Raw genomic sequence first — 14,916 nt, 5'->3', positions numbered from 1 at the left:
GGATGAGATCGGTGGGTGGGATCATCCCAAGACGATTCCGGTCGTCCGATCTAAACCGGAGCGACCGCATCGGCCGAGACGGTCTCCGCCATCCGCCAGACCTCGGCCAGGGTCACTTCGCTGTGCCGGGCGGGTGCCTGATCCGGGTGGTCGCTGCGCCAATGGGCGCCTCGGCTCTCCAGGCGGGACAGGGCCGAAGTCGCGACCATCAACCCGGTGAGGGCCGAGTCGGAGCCCTGCCTCGCCGCCGGCGCCAGGCGGCGCACAGCGTCGGTCAGGCCTTCGGCGTCGCGCACCACCCCGACATCGGCTTCCATGATCCGGCGGATCCCGGCGAGGTCGGCCTCGTCGCGCCGGCTCGGTTCGGCCATCACCGCCGGACCGGGGGCGGGCACGGAGGCGACGGCCTCGGCGATCCAGGGGGCGAAGGCCATCGCTTCGAGCAGGGAATTGCTGGCGAGGCGGTTCGCGCCGTGTAGGCCGGTGGAGGCGACCTCGCCGCAGGCGAACAGGCCGGGCACGGTGCTGGCACCGGACCCGTCCACCTCGATGCCGCCCATATGGTAATGCGCCGCCGGCCGCACGGGGATCGGCTGGCGCTGCGGGTCGATGCCGGAGGCGGCGCAGAGGCCCGCCACGGTGGGGAACCGCGTCGCCATGCGGGCGCCGAGGGCACCGCGACAATCCAGAAACACTTCGGTGCCGCGCCGCCGCGCCTGGAAGATCGCCCTGGCGACCACGTCGCGGGGGGCGAGATCGCCCCCGGCGATGCCGGCCATGACCGGCTCGCTATCCGCATCGATCAGCCGCGCGCCCTCGCCGCGCAGGGCCTCGGTGGCGAGCGGCATCGGGTCCAGCCCCACCGAGATGGCGGTGGGGTGGAACTGCACGAACTCCATGTCGCGCAAAGTGGCTCCGGCGCGGGCCGCCAGCGCCAGTCCTCGGCCGATGGCGCCGCGCGGGTTGGTGGTGGAGGCGTAGAGGGAGCCGAGCCCGCCCGTGGCGAGCACCACCGACCGGGCGGCAAGCCGCAGCAAGGCACCGTCGCGCTCGCAGATCAGGCCGGCGACGGCGCCGCTCTCGTCCTGCAGCAGGCCGCGGACATTGGCGACTAGGATCTCGATGGACGGCGTCAGCGCGACGGCCTTCAGCAGCGTATCGAGCACCATCCGCCCGGTGGAATCACCGCCCGCCCGGACGATGCGGCGGCGCGAATGCGCCGCTTCGAGGCCGAGCGCCAGGGCGCCGGCGGCATCCCTGTCGAAGGGCGCGCCGAGGCCGACGAGCCAGTCAATCAGGCCGGGGCCGGCCTGCGCCACCCGCAGGGCGACGGCCGGGTCGGTGAGGCCGGCGCCGGCGGCTTCCGTATCCGCCGCATGCAGTGTGGCGGCATCGTCCTCGGCCATGGCGGCGGCGATGCCACCCTGCGCCCAGCCGGTCGCCGTGCCGCTACCCAGGGGAGACGCGGTGACGAGGGTGACCGGGCGGGGGCTGAGCCGCAACGCCGTGGCGAGACCGGCGACGCCGGCGCCGACGACGATCACACGGTCCGAGCCGGGGAGGGTGAAGGAGAGCGGGGAATGCGCGTTCATCGCGGACGCACCGCGAGCATGCGCTCCACCGCCGCGCGGGCGCGCTCGGCGAGTTCCGGCTCCACCGTCACCTCGTGGGTGAGGGTCTCCAGGGCGTGCCGGATGTTCCGCAGCGACATCCGCTTCATGTGCGGGCACAGGTTGCAGGGCTTGATGAACTCGATGTCCGGGTTGGCGGCGGCGATGTTGTCGCCCATGGAGCACTCGGTGACGAGCACCACCTGGCGTGGCCGCTTCTCCGTGACGAAGTTCATCATCATCGCGGTCGACCCCGAGAAATCGGAGGCCGCCACCACGTCGGGCGGGCATTCCGGATGGGCGATGACGGTGACGCCGGGATAGCTCTCGCGCACCTCGTCGATGTCGGCGGGGGTGAACTGCTCGTGGACCTCACAATGGCCGGCCCAGGTGAGGATCTCGACCTCGGGCACCAGAACCTGGACGTTCTGCGCCAGGAACTCGTCGGGGATCATCAGGACGCGCGGCGCATTGAGCGAGCGCACCACATCCACCGCGTTGCCGGAGGTGCAGCACACGTCCGATTCCGCCTTCACGGCGGCGGAGGTGTTGACGTAGGTCACGATCGGCACGCCGGGATACTTTTCGCGCAAGCCCCGCACGTCGGCGGCGGTGATCGAGTCGGCGAGCGAACACCCGGCCCGCATGTCGGGGATCAGGACGGTCTTGCCCGGATTGAGCAGCTTGGCCGTCTCTGCCATGAAATGGACGCCGGCCAGCACGATCACATCGGCATCCACGGTGATCGCCTCGCGGGCCAGCGCGAGGCTGTCGCCGACGATGTCCGACACCGTGTGGAAGATCTCGGGCGCCTGGTAGTTATGGGCGAGGATGACCGCATTGCGGGTCTTCTTCAGCTCCAGGATCGCCGCGACATCATCGGCCAGGGCCGGCCATTCGATGGCCGGGACGTGCCGGCTCACGCGGGCATAGATCTCGGGCAGAGGCAGGGTCAAAACCCGGTCGATCGGGAAACTCGTGGCCGCCATGGACGCGTCCTCATATATGCTCAATCTGAGCATTGTGCCGACTAACGTAGGCGCGCGAGATACGGTTGTCTAGATATGCTGAGCCTGAGCATATTCATTTTGCAGTGCGATATTGTGCAAACGTCATCCGCAGCCACCGCCGTCCCTTCCTGCATGGTCGAGCGCGATAGTTCCTGATCGCATGCAGGGACGATCAGACGGCGAGCGCCGGTTCGGTCCGATAGGCACGATGCAGCAGGGCGGCGAGGTCGCCGGATCGCGGCAGGGTGACGGTGCCGATGGAAGCGACGGCGACTCCTGGCGTCCACGAATTCATCGCGACGGCTCCGGAAAACTCGCCGAGTCCGTCCGCCGCTACGACCGCCTCGCGCTGGGCGACACCGAGGGCGATCAATCGCCGGCGGAGGATCCCCATCGTGACCCCGGCGAGGATGCCGGCCTGCGGCCATGTCACTGTCGCGCCGTCCCAGAAGGCCAGGTTCCAGATCGTCGCTTCGCCGATCCGTCCCTGGCGATCGACGAAGGCGGCATCGTCGAAGCCCTGCCGGGTGGCCTCGCGCAGGAGATGGGTCTTTGCCGACTCGCCCACATGCTTGACCTCCGGGCGCCAGCGCTCATGCGGCGTGAGGGCCAGTTTCAGCGGGCCGGCGGGGCCGTCATTCGGCGGAAAGGTCCGGACCAGGATCGAGCACTCATCGGTCGCATCGCCGAGGCGGAATTCTCCGCTACGCGAAAACACTGTCGCGGTGAGCGACAGGTCACCGGGTGCGTCCGCCACGGCGATCCGAAGCGCGTGTCGTATGTGCTCTTCCGGCATGATGCGGCCGAACAGTGCCTGCGACCCGTCGCGAAGGCGATCCAGATGAAGGTCCAACCCCCTCACGCGGCGGTCACGGACCTGCATGGCAGTAAAATGCGCGAACCCGGCAAAGGCGAGGGGGGCGAGGTCGGAGGCGGTGGCGGTCCGCCCGTCGATCCAGGCACGGGTGGCGAAGGCGTCTGTCATGAAACACGCTCTCGATTGGTTTCCATCGAAGAGCCGCAGCCTTAATCCGTGACAGCACTGTCAGGGTCAACGGCCAATGCGGATCGGGACGCTATCGAAGCGCACGGGCGTGAGCGTGCGCATGCTGCGCTATTACGAAGGGGAGGGGCTGCTCGCGCCGGAGCGCACCGGCTCGGGGTATCGCGATTACACGCCGCTGGACGAGGACATCGTCCGGCGGATCAGGACGCTCGGCGCGGCCGGGATGACGTTGCCCGTCATCCGTGAGTTCCTGCCCTGTGCGCTCGCCGGGCGTGGCGCATTCGAACCCTGCGACGAGCTTCGGCAGACGTTGCGTCGGCACATCGAACAGGTGGACGAGCGCATCACCGAACTGGCGACGAGCCGCCGCCTGCTGGAATCGATCTTGTCCACGATGTAGCCCCGCCGGGCCATTGCCGCATCGCCGAGGCCGACACGCGCCCCGGCACGCGAGGCGTCAGGTCGACCGCCGCGATGGGGTCAGCCGGAACCCCGGCGCCGGGCGCTCCAGCAGTACCTCGCGGCGGAAGCGGACGAGGCGGGCGGGCCGGCCGGCGGCGCCGCTCGTGACTTCGTCGGTCTCCTCCACGAGCCCCTGCTGGGCGACGAGGCGGCGGAAATTCTGCTTGTGGAGATTGGCGCCCGACAGGGCCTCCACGGTGCGCTGCAATTGGAACAGGGTGAAGGTCGGCGGCATCAGCTCGAACACCACAGGGCGATACTTGATCTTGCCGCGCAACCGCCCGATCGCCGTGGCGAGCACCCGGCGGTGATCGAAGGTCATGGGGCGTCCCGTCGTGGCGATGTCCGTGGCGTGTGCCTCGCCGGCCTGCCCCTGGGCTTCGGGAATCAGCCCCGCCTCGAACAGGAGTTCGTAGCGTTCGAGCACGCGCTCCTCGTTCCAGGCTCCGCCGCCGATGCCGAAGGTGAGCCCGAGCCTGTCCTCGCGCCGGCGCCTGATCTTGGAATCCACCGCCCCGGCGGCCCAGGCCAGGAGCTTGGCCTCGATGCCGTCCAGGGTCTCGGGCCGGCCGGCGCGCCAATCCTCCCAGGGCAGGAACGCATACCAATTGTGCCACGACGCGTCGGGGAGGGAGGCCGAGCGCATCTCCCGCACGAGGGCGAGGTAGGCCACGGACAGGGAGTGGAGGCCGGCCGAATCGTCGCCCTGCCGGTCGCGGTCGCCGAAGGTGTAGAGTTGCTCCACATAGCCGAGGCGCTGCTGCGTCTGGCGTTCCACCCAGGCGCGCAGGCCGCGCTCCAGCGTGGGGTGCTCCGGCACGAGGGGGCCTGCCGGCAACCCGGTCTCACGGCCCGTGGCCTGGCCCGGAACCCGCACCGTGAGGGCGCGTGGCTCACCGTCCGTCGCCGCGACGATGACGGCGACGAGCCCGACCGCCGACGGATTGGGAAGCGCGCCGGTCGCCTCTACCGCAAACCCGTCCTGCGCCCTCGTCACCTGTCCCGCCCCCCGGTCCGTGAATGGGTCTCATGGCAGATTGTGTGCCGGAATCAACGCGCGACAGGGTGCGCGCGTCGCCTCACGCCTTGGCGGGCACCGGCCGGGCCGGGTTGCCGACCACCGTCGCGCCGGGCGCCACGTCGCGGGTGACGACGGCGCCGGCCCCGATGATCGCATGGTCGCCCACTGTGACGCCGGGCAGGATCAGCGCGCCGCCGCCGATCCAGACGTTGCGGCCGATCGCGATGGGGCGTGCGAATTCCAGCCCAGCCTCGCGCGCCTCCGCCTCGCGGGGATGGTCCGCCGTGAGGATCTGGACGCCCGGCCCGATCTGCGTCCGGTCGCCGATCGTCACCGTGGTGCAATCGAGGATGACGCAGTTGAAGTTCAGGAAGACGTTGGCGCCGATGCTGATGTTGTAGCCGTAATCGCAATGGAACGGCGGCCGGATCACCGCCCCGTCGCCGACCCCCGCGAAGATCTCGCGCAGCAGAACCCGGCGCTCGTCGGCGGGGCGCCCGAGCATGGCGTTGTAGCGCGCGAGCCAGACCTGGCAGGCGCGCAGGTCGGCACCGAGTTCCGCGTCGTCGGGGTGGTAGAGTTCCCCCGCGATCATCTTCTGCTTCGGCGTGCGCCCGGCTTCGGTGGTCATGCCTGTCTCCGTGCTTCGTCGATGCGGGGAGTAGGCCGATGGGCCGGGACCGGCAAGCGAAGCGGCGTGGATCGGCTTTCCGTGGCACCGCCGCCCGCCTAGGATGCCGCCGCTGCGGCTTACCGGAGGAACGATGTGATCGGACGCGACACCGCCTTGGGCTCGACCGTGCCGGTCGACGTGAGGCTCTACGGCATTCTGGACGTGGGCGTCTGCGGCGATGACGGCGCCGACCTCGCCGAGATGGCGGCCGAGGCCGTCGCGGGCGGGTGCACCCTTCTTCAATACCGCGAAAAATCCATCGAGAACGCGCGTGAGGCCCTGGCGCGCATCCGCGCCATCCGCGCGGCCATCACGGGCACCGGCGTGCCGCTCCTTGTCAACGACCGCTGCGATCTCGCTCTGGCGGCCGAGGCCGAGGGCGTGCATCTCGGCCAGTCGGACCTGCATCCGGCCGATGCGCGGCGCATTCTGGGCTCAAGCGCCATCATCGGCCTGACCCTGAAATCGGCGGCCCAGGCGGACGAACTCTATCGTCTGCCCGTGGACTATGCCTGCATCGGCGGCGTGTTCGCCACCACGAGCAAGGACAATCCCGATCCGCCCGTGGGGCTTGACGGATTCACACGCATCGCCTTCCGGGCGCGCCTCGCCCGGGGCACCGGCTTTCCCGTAGGGGCGATCGCCGGGATCGACGGCAGCAACGCCGCGTCCATCATCGCGGCGGGGGCCGACGGTATCGCCCTGATCTCCGCCCTGTTTTCCACCGAGGAGGTGGAGCCCCGCGCCAGGGACCTGCGCTTCCGGGTGGATTCGGCCCTCGCGGCAAGGGGCGCGTGCCGATAGGCTCCGCCTTAAGCGAGTCGCCGGTGAAATTCTCTAAGTCCCTGTTCTAAAATCATTTTCAATCGCGCCGGATTTCCTCGTCCCAGCCGATGGTCTAGGGTTGCTGCAACGCAAGGGACGAGACACGCCATGACACCCATCGCCGTCACCATAGCGGGCTCCGATTCCAGCGGCGGCGCCGGTATCCAGGCCGACCTCAAGACCTTCGCGGCGCTCAAGGTCTACGGCGCCAGCATCATCACCGCGCTCACGGCGCAAAACACCCTGGGTGTCCAGGCCATCCACGACGTGCCGGCTGATTTCATCGCGGCCCAGATCGACAGCGTGTTCTCCGATCTCGCCGTCAAGGCGGTGAAGATCGGCATGCTGTCGACGCCCGCGGTGATCGAGGCGGTGGCCGCCGGGCTCAGCCGTCATGCTTCCCGCATCCCGATCGTCCTCGACCCCGTCATGGTGGCCACGAGCGGAGACCGCCTCATCTCGGACGAGGCGGTGGAGGCCATGCGTCGCCACCTCCTGCCCCTGGCCGATCTGGTGACGCCGAACCTCCCCGAGGCCGCCACCCTGATCGAGGCACCTGTGGCGAGGAGCGAGAACGAGGCGGTGGTGCAGGGGCGCAAGCTCCTGGCCTTGGGCGCCCGCGCCGTCCTCATCAAGGGAGGCCACGCGGAGGGCACCGAGAGCGTCGACCACCTCATGAGCGCAGACGGGACGCTGCGGCGCTTCGCGTCGGCCCGTGTCGAGACCCGCAACACGCACGGTACCGGCTGCACCCTGTCCTCGGCCGTGGCGGCGGGACTCGCCCGCGGCCTGCCCCTGACGGAGGCCGTCGCCCAGGCCAAACGCTACGTTACCGCCGCCATCGCCGCATCCGGCTCCGTGAACGTGGGGCGAGGACACGGCCCGGTCCATCATTTCCACGCCCTTTGGCATTGAGACAACGGAGAAGTTGGCCTCCTTCGCCTTGCATCGGATGCCTGATTGCGTTTGAAGTACCGCACGATCGTTCGATGTACGGAACGGCGCGATGGGTTCTGGGACGATGCAAGATCAGGCGACGACGCCCGAGCGGGGGCGGCAGCGGGACATCCTGAACGGGGCACAGGTTCTCTCGGGCCAACTCGGCAAGACCATCCAGCGGCTGCGCAAGGCCTACAATCTCTCGCTCTCCGAACTCGCCGAGCAGTCCGGCGTGGCGAAATCGATCATCAGCCAGATCGAGCGCAACGAGACCAACCCGACTCTGGCGACCATCTGGCGGTTGAGCCAGGCCCTCGACGTCTCCATCGAGCGGGTGCTGGCCACCAGCGACGAGGAGCCCTTCATCGAGAAGACCTCCCGCGCGGATACGCCGATCCTGCTCTCGGACGATGGCAAGATCCGCCTCGCCATCGTCGGCTGGATCAAGACGGTGGAATGGCTGCAATGGTACGAGGTCACGGCCGATCCGGGCGGCGTCCTCGATTCCGATCCGCATCAGCGCGGCTCGGTGGAATCCCTCACCGTCACCGAGGGCGCCCTCGAAGTCGAGGTGGCCGGCACGTTCCAGCGGGCGCGGGTGGGCGAGACGCTGCGCTACCGTTGTGACAGGCCGCACACCGTGCGCTGCGTCGGCACCGAGCCGGCCAAGGCGATCATGGTGGTGATCATGAAGGCCGCTGTGATGGAGTGAGCGCGCGACGCGCTCCTCCCCGGGCTCAATGCCCGGAATTCACCCAGCGGACCATGTCGGCGAGCACGATGCTGAGCGCGGCGTCGAGACCGACAGCGGCGCTGCCCGCCTCGATCTTGGCCACGGGTACCCGCGCGGTGAAGATGCGTGCGGCCACCACCTTGCCGGTACCGTCGGCGATGAGCTTGGCCGAGACGTCCACCACCGCTTCGCCCGAATTCGAGGCGATGTCGAAGGCGCGGATCTCGCTGATCAGCGCGTAATCGGCGACGATCTTGTCGCCTGGACGGCTCACGGATTTCAGGCGCCCGGAATTCTCGAGGCTCTGGATCAGCCGCGTCTGGACGAGGCGCGGCAGGCGGTCGGCCCATTGGCCGCCGCCGAGGAACGACAGGGCGCCCCCGGCCTGACGCACGATGATGCGATCCTGCTCGAAGGGCTGGAGGCCCACCGGCTCGGCCACCGAGATCGACCGTGCCGCCACGCTCGGCCGGCCGGAACTCGGCAGGGCGGCGAGGTCGAAGGTCATGGGCGCGCCGCCGCCGCAACCGCCGAGCAGGGCGGAGAGGCAGGCGAGCGCCAGGGCATGCGAGCGAAACGTCATCCGAAGAGCCTGGAAACCTGTGCAGCGCGGCAGAACGCGCAACCATAAACTACGCCATAGCGGTTTCCGTGCCGTGACGCCGGACACATGCGGCTAGGCTTTGCCGGGTTCAGCGGCCACCGTTGTATTCCGGCAACGATGGCTTGCCGCCGAAGATGACCTGGGACGGGTCGCGCTCCAGGCTCTTCACCGTCCGGTTGAGGGTGTTGAGGGTGCGCTGGCCGTCCGACGACAGGGCTTCGACTTCGCGCCGTCCGGTCCCGCTGAGCTTGCTGAAGCTCGACGCGATGGTGGAGGTGCGCTTGTCGAGGTTCTCGGAGAGGGTGCGGAAGGCCTTGCCGGCGTCGCGCACGGAGATCGCCGCGTCGCGCACTTCGGCGAAGGTGCTGCTGCCGGTCTGGCCCGAGGCGGAGCCGAGGAAGCTCTCGGCCCCCTTCAGCACGTTGTCCACCCGGTCGGCCGAGGCGTTGAGCTTGGCCGCCAGCGAGCGCGCATCCTTGACCGCGCCCTCGATGTCCGGGCTGGCGGTGCTGAGCGCGGCGGAGAAGCGCTCGGCATTGTCGATGACGCGGTTGAGCTTCTGCCCGTCGATGGCCTTCACCAGCGAACTCACGGCGGGGCCCGCATCGCTTAGGGTCTTGGAGAACGACTCCACGTTGGCGAGGGTGCGGGTGATGGCGCCTTCGTTGCCGGCCACCAGCTTGTCGAGGCGCTGGAGCATGTCGTCGGCGCGCTGTGCGATCTGCTTGGCCGCCGTCATCATGTCCTGGATGTCGGAACTGTCGGCGAAGATGGTGGGTGTCTGATCGCCCGAGCCCGGCGTCAGCGCCGGGGCATCCGCGTTGCCGCCCGAGAGCGAGATCGTCGACACGCCAGTGAGCATCGCCGAATCGAGGCGGGCGCGGGTGTCGGCGCGCAGGGGCGTGGTGCGGTCCACCTCCACCATGGCGACGACGCGGCGCGGGTCCTGCGGGAGAAGGCGCACGTCCATCACCTCGCCGACCTTGATGCCGTTGAAGGCCACGGTCGAGCCCTTGGCGAGGCCGCCGACGCTGCCGGAGAAGACGATGCGCACGCCCTGCCGTTCCTGGCTGCGCGATCCGCCCTGAAGCCAGAACACGAAGCCGAAGGCAGCCACGACGACCGCGAGAGTGAAGGCGCCCACGAGGGCGTAGTTCGCACGGGTCTCCATTGGATCAGCGATACCTCGGCGTGGCGGGGCGAGTGCGGTGCGGGGACGCACGCGGTGCGCGAGCCCCGATCGATCGCTGGGCGATGTGGCGCACGGCTCCGCCCGGGCGCCGCGCGGATGGGATGGAAGGCATTCCGGCCGATCGGTTCAAAGGTCTTTCCGAAGGCTCGGATGTATCGGCGGGGAGCACGACGAGGCTCCCCTTCCATGAGGGGGGACCCGCGATGCCCTCGAATCGTGTCCGGACCCGGATCAGCATGACACAGGCTTCGGTCCGACCGACCGGCGCCCGCATCGTCACGACGGCGTCAGGCGGCTGCATGCCGGCCTCCCTGCGGGACGATGGCCCGCGCGCGCTTGCCGTGGAAGTAGGAGCGCAGCCAGGGGTGGTCGCTCGCCAGCATGGCCTCGATGGGACCCTGCGCGATGATCTGCCCGTCGCCGAGCGCCGCGATGCGGTCGCAGGCGGTGTAGAGGCTGTCGAGGTCGTGGGTCACCATGAAGACGGTGAGGCCCAGCGTCTGCTTCAACGTGGCGACGAGTTCGTCGAACTCGCCCGCGCCGATGGGGTCGAGCCCCGAGGTCGGCTCGTCGAGGAACAGGATTTCCGGGTCGAGGGCGAGGGAGCGGGCCAGGGCCGCGCGCTTGATCATGCCGCCGGAGAGTTCCGAGGGGAGCTTGTCGGCGGCATCGGGCTTCAGGCCCACCATCTCGATCTTGAGGCGGGCGAACTCGTCGAGCAGGCGCTCGGACAGGTTCAGGTGCTCGCGCATGGGCATCTGGATGTTCTGCTTGACCGTGAGCGCCGAGAACAGCGCACCCTGCTGGAACAGCACGCCCCAGCGCTGCTCGATCTGCCGACGGCGGGTCATCGTCATCCCGTCGACGTCCTCGCCGAACACCTCGATCGTGCCCGAGCGCTTCGGCACGAGGCCGAGGATGGTCCGTGTGAGGACCGACTTGCCCTGTCCGGACGGACCGACGAAGCCGAGGATCTCGCCGCGATAGATGTCGAGGTTGAGTCCCTTCATCACGATCTTGTCGCCGAAGCCGACCACGAGATCGCGGACGCCGATGATGACGTCGCGGGCCGGGGCGCTGTCGAACCGCGCAGGGGGGGAGGACATGTGATTCACGGGCGTCAGAAATCGATGGCCGCGAAGAACACGGCGAAAAGTCCATCCAGTACGATGACCATGAAGATAGACTTCACGACTGAGGCCGTGACGTGACGCCCGAGCGATTCCGCCGATCCTTCGACCGCGAAACCTTCGATCGTGGCGATGATGCCGATGATCAGCGCCATGAACGGCGCCTTGATCAGGCCGACCGCCACGTGGTGGAACGAGACCGCCGCCTGGAGCCGGGCCAGGAACGCGTCGATGGTCATGCCGCCATAGAGCGAGGCGGTGAGGCCGCCCCCCGCCAGGGCCGCCAGCGAGGCGAGGAAGGCGAGGATCGGCAGGCCGATCACCAGCGCGAGGATGCGCGGGACGATGAGGATCTCGATGGGGTCGAGGCCCATCACCCGCAGGGCGTCGACTTCCTCGCGCATGCGCATGGAGCCGATCTCGGCGGTGAAGGCCGAGCCTGAGCGCCCCGCCACCATGATCGAGGTGAGGAGCACGCCGAGTTCGCGCAGGATGAGCAGGCCGATCAGGTTGACGACGAAGCTCTGCGCCCCGAAGCGCTGCAGCTGGAAGATGCCCTGCTGCGCCACGATGCCGCCCACCAGGAACGAGATCAGCATGATGATCGGCACGCCCCGGAAGGCGACCTGTTCGAGCTGGTTGACCAGGGCCGTGCCGCGGAACGTGCTCGGCCGCGAGGCGACGCGGATGCAGGCCGTCACCACCTCCCCGAGGAAGGCGAGGCCGCTCACCATGTCCGATTTGGCGCCGACGACCCGGACCCCGAGATCGTGCAGGAAACCGACGAGGCGTCCGCGCTTCGGCTTGCCGGCATAGCCGTCGTCCGGCAGCTTCATCTCGCCGAGCAGGATGCGGTGCTCGGCCGAGGCGCCCGCATAGGCGAGAGTCCCGCCGGATGCCTCGATCTCGCCGCGGGTCCGCTCCAGGACCCAGGCGCCGAGCGTATCGAGGCGGGCGACGTTGGAGAGATCGACGAGGATGGAAGCGCCGTTGGTGCGTGCCGCGATCTGTGCTGCGGCCTTCTCCACGGACGAGCCCTGATCCGCCGTCCAGCGGCCGCTCAGGACCACGCGTCCGCCCTCACCGAGAATCGCGGCTTCGGCGGCGTCAGGGTTCGGCTTGGCAGCAGCGTGGCGCACGAAGCGCGACTCCCGGTTCATGCTTGAGAAAAAGCAGATCAAGGTTACGGAATGGTCAAGGTCCGCCACCGACGCCGGAGTGCTGACCTACAAACGAGGCCGTGTGAAGGGCTCACCGGCCGCCATGCGCGCGGAAAGTGACACGAGGCACAGGCCGGACAGGGCGAGCGGCGCCATCAGCGCGAAGGCGAGGCTCCCCCCGCCGGCCTCGTAGGCGACACCGCAGAGGATGGTCGCGCTCGCCGAGGCGCAGGCATTGACGGCGCTCGACAGGCCCTGGGCGCGTCCCCGCGCCCCATCGGGCGCGAAGGCCGAGATCGCCGTCATCGCCCCGAGCTGCGTCGCGCCGAAGCTGAACGCGTGCAGGGTCTGCAGGAGCAGGGCCGGGACGAGGTCGCCTCCCACCTGGGAGAGGCCGACCACGCGGATCAGGGACGCCACGGCGCCGAGCCCGATGAGGCGGAAGGGCGTGCGCCAATGGGCGGGCCAGCGCCCCACGGTGGCGAAGAACACGATCTCGGCGGCGACACCCGTCGCCCAGAGGACGCCGATCCACGAGGCCGAGATGCCGCTGGCCTGCCAGTGGATGCTGCCGAAGGCGTAGGTCGCCGCGTGGCTCGCCTGGATCGTCGCCTGCGCGCCGATGCAGAGCCAGAGCACGCGGGGCAGCTTCGGGCGTGTACCCGGCGCGATGCGCGGCTGCGCCGCATGAGCGTCCACCGGGCTGGCGAAGATGGTGATGGCGGCGACCAGGGCGAGGCCGGTGAGGAGGACCGGCACGGCCAGACGCTCGCCCATGGCGCCGAGGGCCGCGCCTCCGAGCAGGCTGGCGATGAGAAAGCCGATGGACCCGGCCATGCGGATGCGGGCGTAGTCGAGCCGCTTGCTGTGCCGCACGGCGGCGAGGGTGAGGTAGTCGATGGTCGGCACCAGCGGCGCTCCGGCCGCCGCGTTCACGGCGACGAGCAGGGCGAGGATGGGCCAGCCGATGGCGGCACCGGCGGGCATCAGCGCGTAGGTCGCGGCCACCGCCACGCTGCCGACCAGCAGGAGACGGCGCGCGGCCACGCCCCTGTCGATCAGCCCCACCAGGGGCGCCGTGGCGATGATCTTCATGGCGATGGGCAGCGCCAGGAGGGCGCCGATGATCCGCGCATCGAGGCCGAGCGCTTTCAGCCAGACCGGCATGAACGGCATGGCGATGCCGATCTCGACGAAGACGACGGCATAGAGCAGCGACAGGCGCGTCGCGTTCGGCTCCGTCGGAGAGGTTTGGGACACCGGATGGACCGCTCGATCGAGGGGCGAAGCGGCCTGAAGGCGAAGCGCTGCCGGCCGCTGATGACGATTCGACCCGTAAAGGCGGCGTTAAAACCATCGTGTCAATCTACCGGTGCTGGTACCCGCGACTTCGCGCAATGGCGCGAGGCACCATCGAGGACACGAGTTCCATGTCTGTCATGCGTTCGCTCACATCGGTCGACGAGTCGGAATACGACCGGATCGAAGCGGCGATGAGCGAGAGCGAACGCGGCCGCTGGTTCCTCGCCGAATATACGAGGCGCAACCGCAGCGCCGATACGGACATGCTGCTCGGCGCCATCGCGCGCCTGGAAAGCGCGGTGACGGCGGACCGCCCCTCCGACCGGGAGACCGAGCGGGTCGGACGCATGCGCGGCGACCTGATGGACATGGCCCATGCCATCGCCCGCACCAAGGCCGAGATCGCGGCGATCAGCACCGTGGATCAGGACCATAGCCGCCTGGGCATTGCCTCCGTCGCCCTCGACGCCATCGTCCGGGCCACCGAGCGCGCCACCTCCGATATCCTCGGCGCGGCGGAGGAGGTTCAGGAGACCGCCTGGACCATGCGCGAATCCGGCGCCGATGCCGAGATCTGCGACGTGCTCGACCGCCGGGCCACGGAAATCTACACCGCCTGCTCGTTCCAGGATCTGACAGCGCAGCGGACCGCGCGCATCATCCATACCCTGCGCTATCTGGAAGAACGCCTCGCGGCAATGATCGCGATCTGGGGCGGCGAGGTCGAGCCGATCCCGCCGGCACCGGGCTCCACCGCGTCGACCGTCGCCCAGGATCTCGACCAGAGCGATGTGGACCGGTTCATCGGCATGGATTCCCTACGGTCGGAGGCCCAGGCGGCGTCCGAGGTGAAGCCCGAGGCGGCGATGCCGCCCACCGCTCCTGTGGAAACCGTGGACGACGAGCCGCAAACTGCGGAATCCCCCTCGCTCGAGGCGATGGCGGAGCCAGCCGACGAGGACGCGTTCCCCGAGGCGGATCCCGAAGTTTCCGTTCCCGAAGTTTCCGTTCCCGAAGAGTCCGTTCTCGAGATTTCCGCCCCCGAGGAATTCGCCCCCGAGGAATCGGACACGACCGATCTGAATGAGGTCGCTTTCGAGGGCGTCGAATCCGACGAGGAGAAGCCGGCGCCGGAGAAGACCGACATCGCCACGGCCTTCGCGGATATCGACGGGTTGAGCGAGAAAGAGAAACTCGCCCTGTTTTCCTGAGGGAGACGAAAGTCCCGCGCGCATTCTCGCCGGCGCTG

15 protein-coding genes are annotated in these 14,916 nt (G+C 69.0%); 5 read left to right on the top strand and 10 right to left on the bottom strand.

The features are described from left to right. Nucleotides 1-50: 50 nt before the first annotated feature. From ASF26_RS04165 to ASF26_RS04155, 3 genes are all read right to left on the bottom strand, one after another. A complete protein-coding gene (locus ASF26_RS04165; RefSeq protein WP_056250088.1) occupies nt 51-1,592 on the bottom strand; it encodes an L-aspartate oxidase in 1,542 nt (513 codons plus the stop codon). Beyond that, nucleotides 1,589-2,599, bottom strand: coding sequence for a quinolinate synthase NadA (nadA, locus tag ASF26_RS04160; protein ID WP_056250086.1), 1,011 nt, complete (start codon nt 2,597-2,599; stop codon nt 1,589-1,591). Before nadA ends, ASF26_RS04165 begins: the two co-directional genes overlap by 4 nt. A 193-nt stretch (nt 2,600-2,792) precedes the next feature. Next, the gene (locus ASF26_RS04155) at nt 2,793-3,605 is read right to left on the bottom strand and encodes an aminotransferase class IV family protein (protein ID WP_056250084.1); all 813 of its coding nucleotides are present in this window, start codon (nt 3,603-3,605) and stop codon (nt 2,793-2,795) included. A gap of 76 nt (nt 3,606-3,681) precedes the next feature. Between ASF26_RS04155 and ASF26_RS04150 the strand changes: the two genes are divergently transcribed. Next, entirely contained in the window at nt 3,682-4,026 is a 345-nt protein-coding gene (locus tag ASF26_RS04150) for a MerR family transcriptional regulator (protein WP_056250083.1), read from the top strand. Between the two features lie 57 nt (nt 4,027-4,083). Here the strand turns inward: ASF26_RS04150 and ASF26_RS04145 are convergent, their stop codons facing one another. Both ASF26_RS04145 and ASF26_RS04140 read right to left on the bottom strand, forming a co-directional pair. Next, nucleotides 4,084-5,085: a hypothetical protein gene (locus tag ASF26_RS04145; RefSeq protein ID WP_056250081.1), complete on the bottom strand. Its 1,002-nt coding sequence runs from the start codon at nt 5,083-5,085 to the stop codon at nt 4,084-4,086. 82 nt (nt 5,086-5,167) lie between these two features. Then, a complete protein-coding gene (locus ASF26_RS04140; RefSeq protein ID WP_056250079.1) occupies nt 5,168-5,740 on the bottom strand; it encodes a sugar O-acetyltransferase in 573 nt (190 codons plus the stop codon). 135 nt (nt 5,741-5,875) lie between these two features. Here ASF26_RS04140 and thiE point away from each other — a divergent pair, with 135 nt between their 5' ends. From thiE to ASF26_RS04125, 3 genes are all read left to right on the top strand, one after another. Next, entirely contained in the window at nt 5,876-6,586 is a 711-nt protein-coding gene (gene thiE / locus ASF26_RS04135) for a thiamine phosphate synthase (protein ID WP_156462857.1), read from the top strand. Nucleotides 6,587-6,715: 129 nt separating this feature from the next. Next, nucleotides 6,716-7,522 (top strand): bifunctional hydroxymethylpyrimidine kinase/phosphomethylpyrimidine kinase, encoded by an 807-nt coding sequence (thiD, locus tag ASF26_RS04130; RefSeq protein WP_056250077.1) that lies wholly within the window; start codon nt 6,716-6,718, stop codon nt 7,520-7,522. Nucleotides 7,523-7,628: 106 nt separating this feature from the next. After that, nucleotides 7,629-8,258 (top strand): XRE family transcriptional regulator, encoded by a 630-nt coding sequence (locus tag ASF26_RS04125; protein ID WP_018042207.1) that lies wholly within the window; start codon nt 7,629-7,631, stop codon nt 8,256-8,258. A gap of 25 nt (nt 8,259-8,283) precedes the next feature. Here the strand turns inward: ASF26_RS04125 and ASF26_RS04120 are convergent, their stop codons facing one another. From ASF26_RS04120 to ASF26_RS04100, 5 genes are all read right to left on the bottom strand, one after another. After that, on the bottom strand, nt 8,284-8,862 hold the full coding sequence (locus ASF26_RS04120; RefSeq protein WP_018042209.1) for an ABC-type transport auxiliary lipoprotein family protein: 579 nt from the start codon (nt 8,860-8,862) through the stop codon (nt 8,284-8,286). Nucleotides 8,863-8,971: 109 nt separating this feature from the next. After that, the gene (locus ASF26_RS04115; RefSeq protein WP_018042210.1) at nt 8,972-10,054 is read right to left on the bottom strand and encodes an MlaD family protein; all 1,083 of its coding nucleotides are present in this window, start codon (nt 10,052-10,054) and stop codon (nt 8,972-8,974) included. Nucleotides 10,055-10,362: 308 nt separating this feature from the next. Further along, the gene (locus tag ASF26_RS04110; protein WP_056149987.1) at nt 10,363-11,181 is read right to left on the bottom strand and encodes an ABC transporter ATP-binding protein; all 819 of its coding nucleotides are present in this window, start codon (nt 11,179-11,181) and stop codon (nt 10,363-10,365) included. 14 nt (nt 11,182-11,195) lie between these two features. Further along, complete coding sequence (locus ASF26_RS04105) at nt 11,196-12,365, bottom strand: MlaE family lipid ABC transporter permease subunit (RefSeq protein ID WP_056149984.1); 1,170 nt, start codon at nt 12,363-12,365, stop codon at nt 11,196-11,198. Nucleotides 12,366-12,431: 66 nt separating this feature from the next. Then, complete coding sequence (locus ASF26_RS04100; protein ID WP_056149981.1) at nt 12,432-13,625, bottom strand: MFS transporter; 1,194 nt, start codon at nt 13,623-13,625, stop codon at nt 12,432-12,434. A gap of 170 nt (nt 13,626-13,795) precedes the next feature. Between ASF26_RS04100 and ASF26_RS04095 the strand changes: the two genes are divergently transcribed. Further along, entirely contained in the window at nt 13,796-14,878 is a 1,083-nt protein-coding gene (locus ASF26_RS04095) for a hypothetical protein (protein WP_082477509.1), read from the top strand. The last annotated feature ends 38 nt before the right edge of the window (nt 14,879-14,916 follow it).

It is taken from the genome of Methylobacterium sp. Leaf93, assembly GCF_001422345.1.
In the GTDB taxonomy this organism is placed as follows: Bacteria; Pseudomonadota; Alphaproteobacteria; order Rhizobiales; family Beijerinckiaceae; genus Methylobacterium; species Methylobacterium bullatum.
The sequence above is the reverse complement of the archived record's forward strand: the minus strand, read 5'-3'. Positions and strand labels throughout refer to the sequence as shown.